Here is an 18,721-nt window from a genome sequence, read left to right as displayed (position 1 = left end):
GCAGGCCCCCGGCACGGCGGCGGATGCCGCAGCACGGCGCGCGCGGCAGTTCCCGACGCACGCTGCACTTCGCGACGCAGCGGATGCCGGAAACTGCAGCGGATGCCGCGGGACACCGTCCCCGCCGCGGCCCAGCGCCCGCGGCAGCTGCCGCGGGGCGCGAGGCTCAACGAGCGCGGGTGCGGGGATCCATCGCCTCGCGCAGGGCCTCGCCCAGCAGCGTGAACCCGAGAGCGGTGACGGTGATGCAGATGCCGGGCAGGAACGCCAACGACGGCGCGATGGCCAGCTCCAGCTGCGCGTAGGTCAGCATGCGCCCCCATTCCGCGGTCTGAGGCACGTCTCCGCCGAGCCCGAGGTACGACAGCGCGGCCGCCTCGATCACCGCGGTCGCGAGCGACAGGGTTCCCTGGACGATCACCGGCCCGACGGCGTTGGGCAGGACGTGGCTCATCGTGATCGTGCCGCGGCCGAGGCCCAGCGTCTGCGCCGAGAGGACGTAGTCGGCGTTTCGCTGCTGGAGCATCGACGCACGCAGCAGGCGCGCGAAGACCGGCACCTGCACGACACCGATCGCGATCATGAGGGATGCCTGGTTCTGACCGATCACGGCGGCGACCGAGACCGCGAGCAGCAGCGACGGCACCGAGAGCATGATGTCGACGATGCGCATGATGAGCGTGTCGACCCATCCGCCGAACATGCCGCACAGGAAGCCGAGGATCATTCCACCCACGAGGCCGATGGCCGTGGACACGACGCCGATGATCAGCGTCGCCCGCGCACCCCAGATGAGCTTGGACAGCACATCGCCGCCGAAGCGGTCCAGACCGAGCGGGAACTGCGGGAGCTCGCCCGGGCCGGGGATGTACGTCGGCGTGATGTACCGCTGTCCCGGGAGCTCGGTGGGGCCGTACGGCGCGAGCCACGGCGCGAGGAGCGCCACGAGCAGGAAGACCGCCACGATGCCGGCGCCCACCCACGCGCTCGGATTGCGGCGGAGCCGGCGGAACACGTCGCGCCAGAAGCCGCCGCCGGAGGTCTTGGCCGACAGGAGCTCGGCGTCGTCGATCGCGGTGTCGTCGACCGGGCCGCCGCTCGCGGCGGGGGGAAGCATCGCGGACGTCATGAGACCCTCACTCTCGGGTCGATGAAGCTGTAGGACACGTCGACCGCCAGGTTGATGAGGGCGTAGCCGATCGCGATGAAGATGATGAAGCCCTGCAGCACCGGGTAGTCGCGGGAGAAGATCGCGCGGTAGAGGAAGGAGCCGATCCCGGGGAAGGCGAACACCGTCTCGGTGAGGACCGCCCCCGAGATCAGGAGTCCCACCTGGAGACCGATCGTGGTGATGACCGGCAGCATCGCGTTGCGCAGGATGAACCGCCCGCGGATCGTCGAGCGCGACACGCCCTTGGCCATGCCCGTGCGCACGTAGTCCGAGTTCTGCACTTCGAGGACCGAGGCGCGCGTGATCCGCGTGATGATCGCGAGCGGGATCGTGGCGAGCGCGATCGCGGGGAGGATGAGATGCAGGAACGCGTCCCACGCGGCATCCCACTCCCCCGTCAGGATGCCGTCGAGCACGTAGAAGCCGGTGTAGTGCGTGGCATCCATCCGTGGATCCTGGCGGCCCTCGGAGGGGAGCCAGCCGAGCTGCACCGCGAAGATCCACTTGAGGATGAACGCCAGGAAGAAGACCGGGATCGTGATGCCCAGCAGGCTCGCGCCCACGAGGAAGTGGTCGGATGCCTTGCCGTGGCGTCGTGCGGCGAGATAGCCGAGCGGGATGCCGACCCCCACCGCGATGATGATCGCGAAGATCGTCAGTTCCAGCGTCGCGGGGAAGCGCCGCAGGAACTCCTCGACGACGGGCACGCGCGTCTGCAGCGAGACGCCGAAGTCGCCCGACAGCAGCTGACCCATCCAGGTCAGGTACTGCTCGATGAGGGGCTTGTCGAAGCCGTAGGCCTCGTTGATCTCGGCGATGGCCTCGGGGGTGGCGCGCTCGCCGAGGAGCGCGACGGCCGGGCCGCCGGGGAGGGCGCGGACCCACAGGAACAGCAGGACCGAGAGCCCGAAGAGGGTCGGGATGAGGAGGAGGAGCCGATGGCCGATGGTGCGTAGCACGAGGTGGGGTTCTCCGGGGATGGGCGGCCGCGGCCGCGCGGGACGTGCCGGACAGCGGGCGGGGCGCCGCGGCCGATCTTCTGGCCGCGGCGCCCGCTGATCGCTGCCTTACTCGCTCAGCTCGATCATGTTGTAGACCTCGTCCTGCACGGGGCTGGCCGGGTACGACGTCACGCGCTCGGCGAACGCGAGGGTCGGCACCGGGTGTGCCAGCGGGATGCCGGGCAGGTACTCCATGATCTCCTCGTTGATCGCGAGGTAGGCGGCCTCCTGCTCCTCGGCCGTCGCGAGGCCGCGGGCCTCGGTCAGGGCGTCGGTGAGCTCCTCGTTGGTGAAGCCCCACTCGTTGCCGGGGGAGGCGAAGAACGTCCCGACGAAGTTGTCGGGGTCGTTGTAGTCGCCGGTCCAGCCGAGGAGGTGGATGCCGTGGTCGGCGCCGCCCTGGATGCGGTCGAGGTACGTGGGGTTCCACTCCTCGCCGACCGGCTCGAGCACGATGCCCACGGCCTCGAGCTGCGAGGCCAGGTTGGTGTAGATCTGCTCCGGGTTGGGCATGTACGGACGCGACACGTTGACCGGGTAGTTGAACTGGATGGTCAGCGGGTTGGACTCGTCGTAGCCGGCCTCGGCGAGGAGCGCCTGGGCGGTCTCGGGGTCGTACTCGTACGTGGTGACGTCCTCGTTCCAGCCGATGACGGCGGGCGGCATGAACTCCTGCGCCACCTGCGTGCCCTCCGGCAGAACCTGGGCGACGAGCTGGTCCTTGTCGATCGCGTGGGCGATCGCCTTGCGGACGTTCGGGTCGTCGAGGCCGGGAGCCAGCTGGTTGATGCCGAGGTAGAGGATGTTGAACGGGTCGCGGTTGACCAGGTTGAATCCGGCCTCCTCGAGCGCGCCGAGATCGGCGGGGGCGACGAGGTCGTAGCCGTCGATCGATCCCGACTCGAGCGCCTGACGGCGCGCGGTGGTCTCGCCGATCACCTGGAAGATGATCTCCTGCACGGCGCCCTGCTCGCCCCAGTAGTCCTCGTAGGCGCTGAGCTCGACGCTCTCGCCCGGCGACCACGATTCGAACTTGAAGGGTCCGGTGCCGACCGGGTGGCCCTGCGCGTACTCGCTGAGCACGGGAGCCTCGGCGGTGCCGCCGACCTCGTCCGCCGCGTACTCCTCGAGCGCGGCCGGGCTCTGGATCGCGAACGACGGCAGCGACAGGGCCGGGATGAAGCCGGCGAAGGGCTGCGTCAGGGTGATGACCACCTCGGTGTCGCTGGTGGCCTCGCAGCCGCCGTAGATCGAGGTGCCGGTGTCGGCGTAGCCGCGCATGAGCTTGCCCCAGTAGTACGACAGGCTCTCGGATGCCGCGACCCCGGTGAAGTTGTTCATCCGGTCGAAGTTGAAGCAGACGGCCTCCGCGTTGAAGTCGGTGCCGTCGTGGAAGGTCACCCCCTCCTTGAGCTGGAAGGTGTAGCTCAGGCCGTCCTCGGACTGCTCCCAGCTCTCGGCGAGACCCGGGGCAGGGTCGGCCGTGCCCGGCTCGACGCCGACCAGGCCCTCGAAGATCTGGCGCGAGACGCGGAACGTCTCGCCGTCGTTGGCCATCGCCGGGTCGAGGCCCGAGATGTCGCCCGACGCCGCGAACACGAAGGTCGGATCGACGTCGCTCGCCTCGCCGGTGTCGCCGCCGTCTTCGCGCTGACTCGCGCACGCGGTGAGGACGAGCGCGCCGATGGCGATCGCGGCAGCGCCGCCGAGGACGCGGCGCTTCGTTGAGTGGAACATGTGCTGTGCACCTTCCAGGTCGTGCGGGCGCGGCTGCACATCGTCGTGGAGCAGAGGTGCGCGTTGCCCTCAGGGGGTGTGATGCATCGACGCTACCCGGCGAGGACGGCCGCGACGGTTACGCCTGTGTCTCGATTCTGTTTCGGCGCGTTTGATCGTGCGCACCTGATCGATCTGCTCCGACTCTCGTCCTGCTGTTGCGCAGAAGTACCAGCGAGATTCGGCGAGCGCTCTCCGCAGGCCTCTCCGGGCGGGCGCGGGCTAACGTGGTCCCATGGCGCGCGGGCGGGACGAGGCATCCACGCCCGCCGTCCGGCTCTCCGACGGCACGCTGGCGCGTGTCGTCCCGTCGGCCTACGGCGGCGGGAAGGAGCTCGACGTCGACGGCACCCCGCAGTCGCACGTCGACCTCGACGATCCGACGCACCTGCACTTCGAGTACGTCGCGCGCATGGGCGCCGTGATCGACCGGCTCCGGATGCCCGGGCAGCCGCTCACGGCGATCCACCTCGGGGCGGGTGCGCTGACGATCCCCCGCTACATCGAGGCGACCCGGCCGGGCTCACGCCAGCAGGTGATCGAGCTGGAGCCCGCGCTGTGGGACCTGGTTCGGGAGAACCTCCCGCTCCCCCGCGGCGCCGCCGTCCGCGTGCGCATCGGCGACGCCCGCGCGGGGCTCGGCCGCCTGCCCGCGGGACTCGTCGGCGCAGCCGACCTGATCGTGTCGGACGTGTACTCCGGGGCGCAGACTCCCCCGCACCTGACGACCGTCGAGTTCTACACCGAGGCCGCACGGTTCCTCGCACCGGACGGGGTGCTGCTGGTGAACGTGGCCGACGGCGCGGGACTCGCGTTCGCGCGGCGGCAGGTCGCCACGATCGGGCGCGTGCTGGAGCACGTCATCGTGCTCGCCGAGGTGCAGACCCTCAAGGGCCGGCGGTTCGGCAACCTCGTGGTGGCGGCATCCCGCGCGCCCCTTCCCACCGAGTGGCTGCCGCGGCTCATGGCGGCCGGACCCCATCCGGCGAAGGTCGCGCAGGGCGCGGAGGTCGTCGAGTTCGCGCGCGGGGCCCGGATCGCCACCGACGCCGACGCCACCGCATCGCCCCTGCCCTCGGCATCCCTCTTCGACCGCTGACCCATCCCTGCCTGTCCTCCCGTCGAGTTCGCACGTTCTCGCCGACAGACCTTGTCTTCGACGCCGCGAGCATGGTCGTTCGACGACATCGCGGGTTCTCGACGACAGAGAGGATCTGGAGTGGGCTCGGGTGAGCTGGGGGGCGCGAGAACGAGGAGGGATGCCGCGGCTCGGCGTGCCACGACGGCGCACGGTGCCGACCGGGGCACACTGGACGGAGCCGAGCGAGAACGGGCGAAGGGAGTCTCTGTGAGCTACATCCGCGGGTATGACCCCGACACCCTGCGCGAGAAGGTGGACGCGCGCCAGTGCCGCGAGCGGCTGGACGAGATCGGCGAGCAGCGGAGCCTCCCGGCGCTCCTCGAGCGCGTGTGGCTGCTCAAGGTGCTCGATCGCAGCGAGGACGCGCTCGTCATCTCGGAGCAGTCCGTGCGCGTGGCCCGCATGGCCGGGACCCGCAAGGACCTGCTGCGGGCGCGCATCCTGCACGCCACGGTGCTCCAGGCGCGCGGCGCGTATGCGGCCGCCGAGCAGGAGCTGACGATGTGCGCCGAAGAGGCCGAGGGGCAGGGGTGGGCCGGCATCGCCGCGTTCGCGCTCCAGCACCGCGGCAAGGTGGCGTACGAGGCCGGCGACTTCGACGCGGCGCGGCGCGACTTCAAGCGGGCGCTGTTCCTGCGCCAGGAGTCCGGCGTGCCCGACGATCAGCTCGAGTCGACGCTCCTCGCCATCGATGCCGCCGACCGGCGCCGGGCCGCGGCATCCGTCGCCAGCTGACTGTCGCAGGCTCGATCTACTCTTCCCCCATGTCGGATCTTCACCGCGTGCGCCGTTGGGCCGAGGCGCTCATCGACGTCCATCTCGACGACGGGTGGTCCTTCGGGTTCGACAATGCCAAGCGCCGCGCGGGGCTGTGCGACTACACGCGCAAGCGCATCAGCGTGTCGCGGTACCTCGCCGCGCGGTACGACGACGACGACAACCACCAGACGCTCCTGCACGAGGTCGCCCACGCGCTCGCCGGGCCTGCGGCCGGGCACGGCCCGCAGTGGAAGTCGATCGCCCGCGACCTCGGCTACGTCGGAGGCACGACGCACCGCGGCGAGACGGCCACCGAGCTGGCCCCGTGGATCGGGGTGTGCCCGGCCGGGCACGTGGCGTATCGGCACCGCCGCGCCACGCGGTCCACGTCGTGCGCGAAGTGCGCGCCGCGGTTCGACGAGCGGTACGTCTTCACCTGGACCCGCCGTGAGATCACGCCCGCGACGAGGCTGGCCGCGATGACCCCGCGCGGCGACTAGAGAGCCGCGAACACCCCGTCGCGCAGCACCGGGACGACGGATGCCGCGTCCACCGCGGCCGCGGCGAGAACCTCGTCCCGCCGACCGTCCGCCTCGAGCTCGCGGCCCGATCCGCTCGCGGTGAGCAGGTGCTTCGCGGCACCCCGCAGTGAGCGGAACCCTTCGGCGGCGACCGCGGCTTCGGGCGAGGAGTGGTCGAGGCCGAGTGCCGCGAGCGCGTCGATCACCGCCCCGGCGCCGAGGAGGTCCTCGACGGCGAACCGCAGCGCCGCGCCCGGTTCCCGCGACTCGAGCTCACCCGCGGCGATCACGGCCACGCTGGTCCTCGCCCCGCGCCGCTCCTGCTCCGCGAGGACCGCCCCCGCGACGGCCGCGGCGTTGCGCAGCGCGCCGAGCACGACGAGCCCGTTCGCGGCCTCGGCGACGGCGGCGCCGCCCGGGGAGACCGCGGGGGCCGAGGCATCCATCGCGACCGTTCCGCCGCGCTCGATCTCCTGGATCACCGTCGAGGAGAAGCGCAGCACGTCGACGACGACCGTGACGTCGGCGGGCGCGAGGCGGGCGAGCCCGGCGACCCCCCACTCGAAGCGGACCTGGTAGGCGGACTGGTCGAAGGGATGCCCGGGCATCCGTCCAGCGTAGGACGCGTCCGCACGGCGGAGATGCGCACGGCCGCGCGCCGCGCCGACCACCACGATGCAAGACTGAGGCATGCGCATCCTGCTCAAGCTCGTGATCGACTGCGATCCGGATGCCGCGTGGCGGGCCATCCACTCTCCCCGGGCGGTCGCCGAACTGTACGGGCCGCTCCTCGACCTCGAGCCCCTGATCCCGGACGGCCTGCCCACGGCGTGGTCACCCGGCGACGACGTTCCCGTGCAGCTGGCCGCGATGGGGAAGGTGCCGGCAGGACGGCAGCTCATCCACGTCAGCGAGCGGGAGGTCGACGAGCCGGCCGGCCGCGTGCGGATCTTCCGCGACAGCGGCATCCCCCTCACCGGGCCGCTGTCGAGCCTCGATGTGTGGGACCACCAGATGGCCGTGTCCCCCGCCCCCGGCGAGCCGGGCCGCACGCTGTGGCGCGACCGGCTCGTGATCGGGGGCCCGACCGCGCCGATCCTGTGGCCCGTGCTGTGGAGCGCGTGGCAGTGGCGCGGCGCCCGGATCAGGGCCCTCGCGCCGACCTGGGCCCACGACCTTCCGGCGGACGACCCCGAGGCCTGATCGGGCGCTGCTCAGCTCGCCGAGAGGGCGCTGACGACCACCGAACCGGGTCCGGATTCGTCGTTGGCGCCCTCTCGGCAAGGGGCCGGGGCTACTCGGCCAGGGCCTCGACCGGGGCGACGCGGGTGGCAAGACGCGTCGGGACGACCGCGGCGACCAGCGTCAGCACCGCGGTGGCGACGACGATCAGCGCGACCGGCACCCACGGCACGGCGGGCGCGACGAACGTCGGCGACAGCCAGAGCGGCGGGATCGCGACCGACCCGAGGAGCGACTGCGCGCCCGCCCAGCCGTAGGCGGTGCCGAGCAGGAGCCCCGTCACGACGGCGGCGATCGTGATGTGAGCCGCCTCGAGCACGACCATGCGGCGCACCTGCCCGATCGAGACTCCCAGTGACCGCAGCAGCCCCAGCTCGCGCCGGCGCTGCACGACGCCGATCGTCAGGAGGTTGACGAGACCGACCCCCGCGATCACGGCGGACACCGCGACCAGGCCCATCATGATCCCCGCGAACGTGTCGATGACGGCGGTGAACTCCGGGTCGACCTCGCCGCCCGCGGATGCCGTCACCACCGACTTCACGGTCTCGAGCGCGACCGCGAACATCGTCACGAGCGTCACGCCGATCACGACGCCGATCGCCATGCGGCTCGACCGCTCCGGATAGCGCAGCGCGTTCTCGGCCGCCAGCCGCGCCGTCGCCGAGCGGCCGAACATCCGCCCGACCAGGCGCAGCACGGGCGGCATGACGAGCGTCGAGCCGAGCACCAGACCCGTGAACGACAGCAGGCCGCCGAAGAACGCGACGACGACCCCGAGCGGCGTGACCAGCCCGAGCGCGATGCCCGCGGCCAGCAGCGCGGCACCCGCGACGAAGAGCGCGATCGCGCCCGCGTTGCGCCCGCGGCGCCCCGCGACCGCCTCGTGCGTCGCCTCGACCGACCCCCCGAGCGCCTGCAGCGGGGTCACCGCGAGCACGCGGCGCGACCCGACCCAGGCCGCGGCCCACGTCGTGAGCGCGACGATCAGCGCGGGCACGACGAGGACGCCCTGCACCACCCCGTAGCCGACGTCGTCGATGCCGAGCAGCGGCTCGGCGAGCGCGATGCCCGCTGCGGAAAGCACCGTGCCGAGGATCAGGCCGAGCAGCGCACCGATGGCACCGACGACGAGTCCCTGCCGGGCCACCTCGGATCGCTGCGACCGCGCGGATGCCCCGATCAGCCGCAGGAGCGCGATGCGGCGGGTGCGGCCGGCGACGACCGTCGAGAACGTGTTGGCCGTCACGATCGCCGCGACGTACACCGCGACTCCCGTGAGGATCACGGTGAGCACGACCAGCACCACCGCGAGCACCTCGCTGCTCCCGATATACGGATCGGCGCGCAGGATCGCGGCGATGTACCCGGTCGCACTGAGCAGCACGGCGCCGAAGGCGCTCGAGATCGTCGCGACGAGGATGCTCGCGCCCATGCCCCGTTCGCGCAGCCAGGAGGTTCGGGATGCCGCGGGCCGAGGCATCCGCTCCCCCCTCACCGCCACCGCCGCGGCGGTCACGACAGCACCACCGGCTCGGGCGTGCCGAGCTCGGTCGCGAGCATGTACGCCGAGATCTCCTCGGCGCTCTGACGCGGCTTGTCGGCGACGACCCGGCCGTCGCCGAGGAAGACCACGCGGTCGGCGTGGCTCGCCGCCACCGGGTCATGGGTCACCATCGCGATCGACTGGCCGTGATCACGGCTCGCGGCGGCGAGCAGGCCGAGTACCTCGCGGCCGCTGCGGGAGTCGAGGTTGCCCGTCGGCTCGTCGGCGAACACCAGATCGGGAGATGTGGCCAGCGCCCGCGCGATCGCCACGCGCTGCTGCTGACCGCCCGAGAGCTCGTGCGGGCGATGGCGCAGGCGCGACTCCAGGCCGAGCGTCTGCACGAGGCCGTCGATGCGCGCGCGCTCCAGGGCGGTGGGACGCCGTCCGTCGAGGTCGAACGGCAGCAGGATGTTGCCGATCGCGTCGAGGGTCGGCACGAGGTTGAACGCCTGGAACACGAACCCGACCCGCCGACGGCGAAGGATGGTCAGCTCGAGGTCGGACAGCCCGGTGATGTCGGTGTCTCCGATCCACGCGCGACCCGAGGTGGGCGCGTCGAGCCCCGCCATGATGTGCATGAGGGTGGACTTGCCCGACCCGGACGGGCCCATGATCGCGGTGAACTCGCCGCGACGGATGCCGATCGAGACGCCGTCCAGGGCTCGCACCTCGTTCCCGCCGGCGCCGTAGGTCTTCGTGAGCTGCTGGACCCGGGCCGCCAGGCCCAGGTCGGTCGTCGATATATCCATGCCTTCGACGGTAGGAACCGCCGCGGGTCTCTCGCGTCGGCCGGGCGAGGCATCCGCCTACATCCGGAGGATGATCTTCCGGTGCGCGTCCGGCGGCGCTATCGTCGCGGCAGGTCCACCGTCACGGCAGATCCACGAGGAGGAACCCATGCCCGCGACCCCGCTGCCGCCGACCGGTGACTCGCCCGACGGCCCGAAGACGTGCGACGCGAGCGGGATGGCCGAGATCCACCGCATGTTCCGCCGCACGTTCGGCGAGGCTCCCGCTCTGGTGCGCCTGGTGTCGGAGGGGGATGCCGCGCACGCAGAGGTGGTCGCGGCCCACCTCGACACACTGTCGATCGGGCTGCACTCCCACCACGACGGGGAGGATGAGCGGCTGTGGCCGGCGCTCGACGAGCGCGCGCCGTCGTGCGCGGCCCACGTCGCGCGCATGAAGGAGCAGCACGCCGTGATGCTCACCCACCTCGTCGAACTGGACGGCGCACTGCCCGCGTGGCGGCACTCCGGGAGCGGGGCGGACGCCGCGGCAGTCCTGGCGGCGCTCGACGGGATCAACGCCGCTCTGGCCGTGCATCTGCCCGACGAGGAGAAGAACATCGTGCCGGTCGTGGAGCGCACGCTCACCCCTGCCGAGATCGACTGGTTCAGCGAGCACGGCCGCAAGTCCGTGCCGAAGGGGCAGACCTGGCAGGCGCTCGGCGAGATCCTGGCGTCTCAGCCCGACGGCGGCGACGAGTGGCTGCGCACGCACATGCCCGCGCCCGGCCGCCTGGCGTGGCGACTCTTCGGCCGGCCGGCCTACCGGAGGCACCGCGCCGCCCTCGAAGGCCTCTGACGCGCGGCGCGGTCAGGCGAGGCCGTGCTCGAACGCGAACACGACGAGCTGCACTCGGTCGCGCAGGCCGAGCTTGGCGAGGATGCGGCTGACGTGCGTCTTGACCGTCGCCTCGCTCAGGTACTCCCGTCCGGCGATCTCGGCGTTGGACAGTCCCCGCGCCGCGAGCGCGAAGATCTCCTTCTCGCGGTCGGTGAGCTCGCCGTAGCTGTCGGGCACGGCGCGCGGCGCGGCGCCGGCGAAGTGTGAGAACAGGTCACGGGTGGCCGATGCCGCGATCACCGCCGAGCCGGCGTGCACGGTGCGGATCGCGGCGAGCAGGAACTCGGGCTCGGCGTCCTTCAGCAGGAACCCGCTGGCTCCCTGGCGGATCGCGCGCGCGGCCGCCTCGTCGAGGTCGAACGTCGTCAGCATCACGATGCGCGGCGGATCGGGGTCGCCCAGCAGCTCGGCGGTGGCGGCGAGGCCGTCCATGATCGGCATCCGGATGTCCATCAGGACCACGTCGGGCCGCGTCGCGCGCACGATGTCGAGCGCCTCGCGCCCGTCGGATGCCTCGGCGACGACCTCCAGGTCGGGCTGCGAGTCGACGAGCATGCGGATGCCGGCCCGGAACAGCGCCTGGTCGTCGACCAGCGCGACCCGGATCATGCCGGCACCCCGATCGGAAGCCGCGCGCGCACCACGAACCGCCCGTCGTGCGCGCCGGCCTCGAGCGTGCCCCCGGCGAGATGGGCGCGCTCGGCCATCCCGAGGAGGCCGTGGCCGGAGCCGCGCGCCTCCGCCGCCGTGCCCGTGCCGTTGCGCACCTCGAGTTCGACGTGCGACGGATGCCACGCCAGGTGCACGTCGACGGGCCCGCCGTCCCCGTGCCGCAGCGCATTGGTCAGCGCCTCCTGGAGGATCCGGTAGGTCGCGAGCTGCGCGGCCGCGGGCGGCTCGCCGTCCGGAGCGGGATCGACGTCGACGCGCAGCTCCACCCCTGCGCCGCGCACCTGGGCGTAGAGCACCTCGAGGTCGGCGAGCGCGGGCTGCGGTCCGTCGCCCTGGCTGTGCCGCAGCTGCGTCAGGAGCTGCCGGACGTCGGCGAGCGCCGAGCGCGCCGTCGTCGAGATCGTGCCGAGGGCCTCGGTCGCCGCGGCGGGATCGGCCGTCGCGGCGTACCGTGCCCCGTCGGCCTGGGCGATCACGACGGCAAGGGAGTGGGCGACGACGTCGTGCATGTCGCGTGCGATCCGCAGGCGCTGCTGCTCGAGCGATGCCTCGGCCTCGGCCCGCTCCTGCGCGCGCCGGTTCTCGCGCGCCCGGATCGCCGTGCGGACGAGGGCGCCGACCGTCCACGACAGACCGAGCGCGAAGGCCGCGGCGACGAGGACCAGCACGGCCAGCGGAAGCGTCGACAGACTGAGCCTCCCCCCGGCGAACTCGGGGACGAGGAAGAGGTAGCCGGTGATCACGACGGCGCCGAGCAGGCTCGAGGCGAGCCCCGCCCAGAACACGAGCCGCGTGCCGTACGCCGCCGTCGCGTAGAGCACGCCGAAGATGGCGAGGTCGGCCACGATGGGCGGCCGTCCGAACGACATCTGCGTGATCGCTCCGAGCCACGCCAGGCCCAGGGCGAGCCCCGGGGACAGGCGCCGCACGGCGAGCGCCCCCGCCATGAGCAGGCACGTCAGCGTGCTCGCGACGAGCGCCGCCGCATCCGCCCACCCGGACGACAGCTCCGACCACAGCGCGACGAGTCCGAACAGCGCCGCGACCGAGACGTCGACGAGGAGCTGGTGGAGCTTCAGCGGGCGGAACACCGTTTCACGCTACGCGAGGGCGGATGCCGCGGCATCCGTCTCGGGATGTATCCGCCGCGCGATCCTATGGTTTGCCCACCCCACCATTGCCACCGCCCCCGTGAGGCTTTACTGTCGCGTCACAGGCCGAAACCGACGGGAAACGTCGACTCGACAGGATCAACGAAGACGGACGGAGTGACGGATGACGACGGTACGCGCAGCGATTTCGCAGACCACCTGGACGGGCGACAAGGAGTCGATGCTCGACAAGCACGAAGGGTTCCTGCGCGACGCGGCGTCGCAGGGCGCCCAGGTCGTCTGCTTCCAGGAGCTGTTCTACGGGCCGTACTTCGGCATCACGCAGGACAAGAAGTACTACCGGTTCGCGGAGGCGGCCGACGGCCCCATCGTGCAGCGGTTCGCCGCGGTCGCGAAGGAGCTCGGCGTGGTGACGGTCCTTCCGATCTACGAGGAGGCCGAGACCGGCGTCTACTACAACACCGCCGTGCTCGTCGACGCCGACGGCACCATCCTCGGCAAGTACCGCAAGCATCACCTGCCGCACCTCGACCGCTTCTGGGAGAAGTTCTACTTCCGTCCGGGGAACCTCGGCTACCCGGTCTTCGACAGCGCCGTCGGCCGGATCGGCATGTACATCTGCTACGACCGTCACTTCCCCGAGGGATGGCGCGAACTGGGCCTGAACGACGCGCACATGGTCTTCAACCCGAACGCCACCAAGCCGGGTCTGTCCAACCGGCTGTGGGAGGTCGAGGGCCCGGCGGCCGCGGTGGCCAACGGCTACTTCGTGCTCCAGCCGAACCGCGTGGGGCGCGAGGACAACGAGTACGGCGACCTCGCCGTCGACTTCTACGGCACGAGCCAGGTCATCGACCCGCGCGGCAACTTCGTCGGCGAGCGCGGCTCGGGCACGGAGGAGGAGCTGCTCGTTCGCGACCTCGACCTCGACATGGTCCGCGAGATGCGCGACGACTGGCAGTTCTACCGCGACCGCCGCCCCGATTCCTACACGAAGATCGCGAGGCCCTGACCATGGCGACCACACTCATCACGGGCGGCACCGTCGTGTCGGCCACCGGGCGCGGCGAAGCCGACGTGCTCATCGACGGCGAGACGATCGCCGCCGTCCTGGCACCGGGCTCGCAGCTGCTGGGGACGGATGTCGCGGCATCCGTCGACACCGTCGTCGACGCCACCGGCAAGTACGTGATCCCCGGCGGCATCGACGCCCACACCCACATGGAGCTCCCGTTCGGCGGCACGAACGCCTCGGACACCTTCGAGACGGGCACGCGCGCGGCGGCCTGGGGCGGCACGACGTCGATCATCGACTTCGCCGTCCAGCGCTACGGCGAGCGCGTGCAGGACGGGCTCGCCGCCTGGCATGAGAAGGCGCGGGGCAACTGCGCGATCGACTACGGGTTCCACCAGATCGTCGGCGGCGTCGACGAGGACTCGCTCGCCGCGATGCGCGGGCTGCTCGACGAGGGCGTCTCGAGCTTCAAGCTGTTCATGGCCTACCCGGGGGTCTTCTACTCCGACGACGCGCAGGTGCTCAAGGCGATGCAGGTGTCGGCCGAGACCGGCCTGCTCACGATGATGCACGCCGAGAACGGCCCCGCGATCGACGTGCTCGCCGCCCAGCTCGCGGAGGCCGGCAAGAAGGCGCCGTACTACCACGGCATCGCCCGCGCCTGGCAGATGGAGGAGGAGGCGACGCACCGCGCGATCATGCTCGCGAACCTGACGGGCGCGCCGCTGTACACCGTGCACGTGAGCGCCAAGCAGGCCGTCGATCAGATCGCGTGGGCGCGGGACCAGGGCTGGAACGTGTTCGGCGAGACGTGCCCGCAGTACCTCTACCTGTCGCTCGAGGAGCAGCTCGGCGCGTTCAGCGAGGAGTGGGGCCAGTTCGAGGGCGCCAAGTGGGTGTGCTCGACGCCGCTGCGCAGTCGCGGCGAAGGGCACCAGCACCACATGTGGCAGGCGCTGCGCACGAACGACATCCAGATGGTCTCCACCGACCACTGCCCGTTCTGCATGAAGGGGCAGAAGGAGCTCGGACTCGACGACTTCCGCGCGATCCCCAACGGCATCGGATCGGTCGAGCACCGGATGGACCTCATGTACCAGGGCGTCGTGACCGGCAAGATCACCCTCGAGCGCTGGGTCGAGCTCACCTCGACCACCCCGGCGCGCATGTTCGGACTGTACGGGCGCAAGGGCGTGATCCAGCCGGGTGCCGACGGCGACGTGGTGGTCTACGACCCGAACGGGCACACGTCGATCTCCGCGGCATCCCACCACATGAACATGGACCACTCGGCGTGGGAGGGCTTCGAGATCGACGGTCACGTCGACACGGTCATCTCGCGCGGCAAGGTCATCGTCGACGACGGGCAGTACCTGGGCTCCGCGGGCGAGGGCCGGTTCCTCAAGCGCGGCCTGTCGCAGTACCTCATCTGAGGTCTCGATACACCGCCTTCGGCGGCACTCGACCACCGGTCCTCGAAAGGAGAGATCATGGACTTCGGCGTCGTCCTGCAGACCAATCCCCCGGCCGCGCGAGCCGTGCAGCTCGCGCAGCTCGCCGAGGCGCACGGCTTCAGCCACGTGTGGACGTTCGACTCGCACCTCCTGTGGGAGGAGCCGTACGTCATCCACTCGGCGATCCTGAACGCCACCAAGCGCGTGACGGTCGGGCCGTTCGTGACGAACCCCGCGACGCGGGACTGGACGGTCACGGCATCCGTCTTCGCGACCCTCAACGAGATGTACGGCAACCGCACGATCTGCGGCATCGGCCGCGGCGACTCGGCGGTCCGGGTGACCAACGGCAAGCCCGTCACGATGGCCGAGCTGCGCGAGTCGATCCACGTGATCCGGGAGCTCGCCAACTCGCGGCCCGTCGAGTACAAGGGCGCGACGCTGCAGTTCCCGTGGAGCCGCGGGTCGGAGCTCGACGTCTGGGTGGCCGCCTACGGCCCGATGGCGCTCAAGCTCACGGGAGAGGTCGGCGACGGCTTCATCCTCCAGCTCGCGGACGTCGACATCGCCGCGTGGATGATCAAGACGGTGAAGGATGCCGCGGCCGCCGCCGGCCGCGACCCCGACTCGCTCGCCTTCTGCGTCGCCGCGCCCATGTACATCGGCGAGGACCGGGAGCACATGCGCGACCAGTGCCGCTGGTTCGGCGGAATGGTCGGCAACCACGTCGCCGACATCGTCGCGAAGTACGGCGAGCACGGCGCTGTCCCCGACGCGCTCACCCAGTACATCGAGGGCCGAAAGGGCTACGACTACAACACCCACGGGAGGGCCGAGAACGACCACGTGGATTTCGTGCCCGACGACATCGTCGAGCGCTTCTGCATCCTGGGGACCGCGGAGGAGCACATCGCGAAGCTCGAGCAGCTGCGGGAGCTGGGCGTGACGCAGTTCGCCGGCTACCTGCAGCACGACAGCAAGGAGGAGACGCTCCGCGTGTACGGCGAGACCGTGATCCCGGCGCTCTCGGCGCACGTGACGGCCAAGACATGAGGCCGATCTCCTGGTCGGCCCGGCGCCAGGGCGAGCTGCGCGGCTGGATCGCCGCCGCGTGGGGCGCGCTCGGCGTGCTGGTCGTGCTGGTGCTGTGGGAGCTCTACAAGTTCCTGGGGCCGGCCGAGGGCGTCGTGATCGGCGCCGTCGCGGGCGAGTCCGGGTCGGGCGTCATGATCCTCCCCCGCACGCACGACCGTGCGATGCCCCACATCTGGGACATGGTCGCCCGGCTCTTCGCACCGACGAGCGGCGGGGACACGCCGCCGCTGTGGGTCTCGGTCGCCGGCGCCGCGCTCGTCACCCTCGGGATCGCCGCGGTCGGCTGGATCATCGGCGTCGCCGTCGGCGCGATCCTCGGACTCGTGATGCAGCGGTGGCGGCTGCTGGAGTGGGGGCTGCTCCCCTGGATCGTGGTGAGCCAGATCGTGCCGCTCATCGCCTTCGCCCCGGTCGTCAACGCGATCGGCAACCAGATCGACCGCGGCGGCGGCACGTGGCCGCAGTGGCTCTCGGTGGCGGTGATCGCGTCGTACCTCGCGTTCTTCCCGGTCGCGATCGGGATGCTCCGCGGGCTGGGCTCGCCCGATCGCATCCACCTCGACCTCATGCAGAGCTACGCCGCCGGCTACTGGCCGACGCTGCTGCGCCTGCGGTTGCCGGCCGCCGTGCCCCACCTCCTGCCGGCCCTCCGCCTGGCGGCGGCCAACGCCGTGCTCGGCGCGGTCGTCGCCGAGGTGTCGATCGGCATGCGCGGCGGCATCGGGCGCATGCTCATCCAGCTCGCGGGCCAGGCCTCGAGCGACCCGGCAGCGCCGTGGGGCCCGACCTTCGGCTCCATCGCGCTGGGACTCATCGCCGCGGCATCCGTCGCCGTCATCGGCCTGGGCCTTGCCAACTACCGCAGAGGAGAAGCCACGGCATGACCGCTCCAGACCCCCAGATCCCGGATGCCGCGGCACAGCCCGCCGTACGGGCGGCCGGCGTCGGCAAGGTCTTCCCGACCAAAACCGGCGAGGTCGTCGCGCTGACCGAGGTGGAGCTCGAGGTCGCGGCCGGCGAATTCGTCTCGCTGATCGGACCGTCGGGCTGCGGCAAGTCCACGCTGCTCCGACTGATCGCCGACCTCGACGGGGCCACCAGCGGCACCCTCGAGATCTTCGGCAAGCCCGCATCGCGCGCCCGGGCCGACCAGGACTACGGGATCGCCTTCCAGCAGGCCGGCCTGCTCCCGTGGCGCACGGTCGCCGCGAACATCGGACTGCCGCTCGAACTGCACGGCACCGGCAAGGCCGAGCGGTCGGCCCGCGTCGCCGAACTCGCCGAGCTCGTGGGGCTGACGGAGTTCGTGGACCGCTACCCCGACCAGCTCTCGGGCGGGATGCAGCAGCGCGTCGCGATCGCCCGGGCCCTCGCCGCGCGGCCGCGGCTGCTGCTCATGGACGAGCCGTTCGGCGCGCTCGACGAGATGACCCGCGAGTACCTCCAGTCCGAGCTGACCCGCATCGCGGGCGAGACGGGCGCCGCGGTCGTGTTCGTGACCCACTCGATCCCCGAGGCGGTCTTCCTGTCGGACCGGGTCGTGGTGATGAGCCCGCGTCCGGGGCGCATCACCGACGTGATCCCGACGGGGCTCGGCGACGTCCGCGACGAGGGCCTGCGCGAGTCGCCGGAGTACTTCGACCGCGTGACCGCGGTGCGCGAGGCGCTCCACGGCACCCGCGTCGAGAGGGCGAACGAGCGATGACCGACACCGCCGCCCTGTCCGAGATGCTCCCCGCCCCGCCGGGGAAGAAGACGCGGTCCCGTGGGCCGGGCGAGAAGCCGCTGCCCGGCTGGCTGCGCATCGTCGCGCCGATCATCGTCGGGCTCATCATCCTGTCGGCGTGGACCATCTGGGTGGCCTCGGGAACCGCACCGCGCATGCTGCCCAGTCCGGTCGCGATCGGCGCCGAGTTCGTGCTGCGGTGGCCGATCATCGCCGAGGACATGGCGATCACCGCCACCAACGCCCTGGTCGGGCTGGTGGCGGGCTCGATCCTCGCGATCCTCTTCGCGGCCCTCGCGGCGGCGGCACGGCCGATCGACGGGATGCTCGCACCCCTCGTGTCGGCGCTGGCGGTCATCCCGATCGTCGCGATCACGCCCATCCTCAACACCATGTTCGGCGCGTCGAGCCAGTTCGGGCGTCAGGCGGTGGCGACGATCGCCGCGTTCATCCCGGTCTTCGTCAACGTCCTCCGCGGCCTCCGGCAGACGCAACCCGTACATCGGGACCTCCTGCGGGCCTCGGGCGCGAGCGCGTCCCAGACCTTCCGCGTCCTGACGCTGCCGACGGCCCTCCCGTATCTCCTGACCGGCCTGCGCATCGCGAGTTCGCTGGCGGTGATCGCCGCCCTCGTCGCGGAGTACTTCGGCGGACCCGCGGACGGCATCGGCACCGCCATCGCGACGTACGCCAAGTCCGGTCGCGCGGCGCTCGCGTGGGCGTACGTCCTCGGAGGCATCCTCATCGGCCTCGTGTTCTTCCTCGTGACCTCGCTGCTCGAGCGGCTGGCCACGAGGCGGTCGCCGACCTGACCGGCGGGTTCCACCAGCTCGACCACCCAGAGAAGCACCACCCAGG

19 protein-coding genes are annotated in these 18,721 nt (G+C 71.5%); 11 read left to right on the top strand and 8 right to left on the bottom strand.

What is annotated here, in order from left to right:
* Positions 1-166: 166 nt before the first annotated feature.
* From ACFQ0P_RS09030 to ACFQ0P_RS09020, 3 genes are all read right to left on the bottom strand, one after another.
* Positions 167-1,129 (bottom strand): ABC transporter permease, encoded by a 963-nt coding sequence (locus tag ACFQ0P_RS09030; RefSeq protein WP_204978389.1) that lies wholly within the window; start codon positions 1,127-1,129, stop codon positions 167-169.
* Positions 1,126-2,130: an ABC transporter permease gene (locus tag ACFQ0P_RS09025; protein WP_204978388.1), complete on the bottom strand. Its 1,005-nt coding sequence runs from the start codon at positions 2,128-2,130 to the stop codon at positions 1,126-1,128. Before ACFQ0P_RS09025 ends, ACFQ0P_RS09030 begins: the two co-directional genes overlap by 4 nt.
* 108 nt (positions 2,131-2,238) lie before the next feature.
* A complete protein-coding gene (locus ACFQ0P_RS09020) occupies positions 2,239-3,909 on the bottom strand; it encodes an ABC transporter substrate-binding protein (RefSeq protein ID WP_204978387.1) in 1,671 nt (556 codons plus the stop codon).
* Positions 3,910-4,183: 274 nt separating this feature from the next.
* On the opposite strand from ACFQ0P_RS09020, the gene ACFQ0P_RS09015 reads away from it, so the two are divergent.
* The 3 genes from ACFQ0P_RS09015 (at position 4,184) to ACFQ0P_RS09005 (ending at position 6,348) form a co-directional block, all read left to right on the top strand.
* Positions 4,184-5,047, top strand: coding sequence for a spermidine synthase (locus ACFQ0P_RS09015; RefSeq protein WP_204978386.1), 864 nt, complete (start codon positions 4,184-4,186; stop codon positions 5,045-5,047).
* A 249-nt stretch (positions 5,048-5,296) separates the two neighbouring features.
* Complete coding sequence (locus ACFQ0P_RS09010; RefSeq protein ID WP_204978385.1) at positions 5,297-5,824, top strand: hypothetical protein; 528 nt, start codon at positions 5,297-5,299, stop codon at positions 5,822-5,824.
* 29 nt (positions 5,825-5,853) lie between these two features.
* On the top strand, positions 5,854-6,348 hold the full coding sequence (locus ACFQ0P_RS09005) for a SprT-like domain-containing protein (RefSeq protein WP_204978384.1): 495 nt from the start codon (positions 5,854-5,856) through the stop codon (positions 6,346-6,348).
* On the opposite strand, the gene ACFQ0P_RS09000 is transcribed toward ACFQ0P_RS09005, so the two are convergent.
* Positions 6,345-6,977, bottom strand: a complete 633-nt coding sequence (locus ACFQ0P_RS09000) for a 2-phosphosulfolactate phosphatase (protein ID WP_204978383.1) — start codon at positions 6,975-6,977, stop codon at positions 6,345-6,347. The two genes, ACFQ0P_RS09005 and ACFQ0P_RS09000, sit on opposite strands and share 4 nt — an antisense overlap.
* Before the next feature lie 82 nt (positions 6,978-7,059).
* Here ACFQ0P_RS09000 and ACFQ0P_RS08995 point away from each other — a divergent pair, with 82 nt between their 5' ends.
* Positions 7,060-7,572, top strand: a complete 513-nt coding sequence (locus ACFQ0P_RS08995) for a hypothetical protein (RefSeq protein ID WP_204978382.1) — start codon at positions 7,060-7,062, stop codon at positions 7,570-7,572.
* A 91-nt stretch (positions 7,573-7,663) separates the two neighbouring features.
* Here the strand turns inward: ACFQ0P_RS08995 and ACFQ0P_RS08990 are convergent, their stop codons facing one another.
* Positions 7,664-9,094 (bottom strand): ABC transporter permease, encoded by a 1,431-nt coding sequence (locus ACFQ0P_RS08990; RefSeq protein WP_378771965.1) that lies wholly within the window; start codon positions 9,092-9,094, stop codon positions 7,664-7,666.
* Positions 9,095-9,126: 32 nt separating this feature from the next.
* Positions 9,127-9,909: an ABC transporter ATP-binding protein gene (locus ACFQ0P_RS08985; protein ID WP_204978381.1), complete on the bottom strand. Its 783-nt coding sequence runs from the start codon at positions 9,907-9,909 to the stop codon at positions 9,127-9,129.
* 148 nt (positions 9,910-10,057) lie between these two features.
* Between ACFQ0P_RS08985 and ACFQ0P_RS08980 the strand changes: the two genes are divergently transcribed.
* A complete protein-coding gene (locus tag ACFQ0P_RS08980; RefSeq protein ID WP_204978380.1) occupies positions 10,058-10,747 on the top strand; it encodes a hemerythrin domain-containing protein in 690 nt (229 codons plus the stop codon).
* A gap of 12 nt (positions 10,748-10,759) precedes the next feature.
* On the opposite strand, the gene ACFQ0P_RS08975 is transcribed toward ACFQ0P_RS08980, so the two are convergent.
* Together ACFQ0P_RS08975 and ACFQ0P_RS08970 are read right to left on the bottom strand one after the other, a co-directional pair.
* Positions 10,760-11,398, bottom strand: coding sequence for a response regulator (locus ACFQ0P_RS08975; RefSeq protein WP_204978379.1), 639 nt, complete (start codon positions 11,396-11,398; stop codon positions 10,760-10,762).
* Positions 11,395-12,552 carry a sensor histidine kinase gene (locus tag ACFQ0P_RS08970; protein WP_204978378.1) on the bottom strand — a complete coding sequence of 386 codons (1,158 nt, stop codon included), beginning with the start codon at positions 12,550-12,552 and terminating at the stop codon, positions 11,395-11,397. Before ACFQ0P_RS08970 ends, ACFQ0P_RS08975 begins: the two co-directional genes overlap by 4 nt.
* Before the next feature lie 184 nt (positions 12,553-12,736).
* Between ACFQ0P_RS08970 and ACFQ0P_RS08965 the strand changes: the two genes are divergently transcribed.
* Genes ACFQ0P_RS08965 through ACFQ0P_RS08940 form a run of 6 tightly spaced genes read left to right on the top strand, consistent with a single transcriptional unit; the run spans position 12,737 to position 18,675 of the window.
* Positions 12,737-13,585 carry a nitrilase-related carbon-nitrogen hydrolase gene (locus tag ACFQ0P_RS08965; protein ID WP_204978377.1) on the top strand — a complete coding sequence of 283 codons (849 nt, stop codon included), beginning with the start codon at positions 12,737-12,739 and terminating at the stop codon, positions 13,583-13,585.
* 2 nt (positions 13,586-13,587) lie between these two features.
* On the top strand, positions 13,588-15,021 hold the full coding sequence (hydA, locus tag ACFQ0P_RS08960) for a dihydropyrimidinase (RefSeq protein ID WP_204978376.1): 1,434 nt from the start codon (positions 13,588-13,590) through the stop codon (positions 15,019-15,021).
* A gap of 57 nt (positions 15,022-15,078) precedes the next feature.
* Complete coding sequence (locus ACFQ0P_RS08955; RefSeq protein WP_204978375.1) at positions 15,079-16,095, top strand: TIGR03842 family LLM class F420-dependent oxidoreductase; 1,017 nt, start codon at positions 15,079-15,081, stop codon at positions 16,093-16,095.
* The gene (locus tag ACFQ0P_RS08950; RefSeq protein WP_204978374.1) at positions 16,092-17,021 is read left to right on the top strand and encodes an ABC transporter permease; all 930 of its coding nucleotides are present in this window, start codon (positions 16,092-16,094) and stop codon (positions 17,019-17,021) included. Before ACFQ0P_RS08955 ends, ACFQ0P_RS08950 begins: the two co-directional genes overlap by 4 nt.
* Positions 17,018-17,842 carry an ABC transporter ATP-binding protein gene (locus tag ACFQ0P_RS08945; RefSeq protein ID WP_204978373.1) on the top strand — a complete coding sequence of 275 codons (825 nt, stop codon included), beginning with the start codon at positions 17,018-17,020 and terminating at the stop codon, positions 17,840-17,842. The genes ACFQ0P_RS08950 and ACFQ0P_RS08945 overlap by 4 nt, the downstream gene beginning before the upstream one ends.
* Positions 17,839-18,675: an ABC transporter permease gene (locus ACFQ0P_RS08940; RefSeq protein WP_204978372.1), complete on the top strand. Its 837-nt coding sequence runs from the start codon at positions 17,839-17,841 to the stop codon at positions 18,673-18,675. The genes ACFQ0P_RS08945 and ACFQ0P_RS08940 overlap by 4 nt, the downstream gene beginning before the upstream one ends.
* The last annotated feature ends 46 nt before the right edge of the window (positions 18,676-18,721 follow it).

The sequence above is a fragment of the Microbacterium insulae genome (assembly GCF_042677065.1).
GTDB classification, from domain to species: domain Bacteria; phylum Actinomycetota; class Actinomycetes; order Actinomycetales; family Microbacteriaceae; genus Microbacterium; species Microbacterium insulae.
This window is presented reverse-complemented; position numbering and strand designations above follow the sequence as displayed.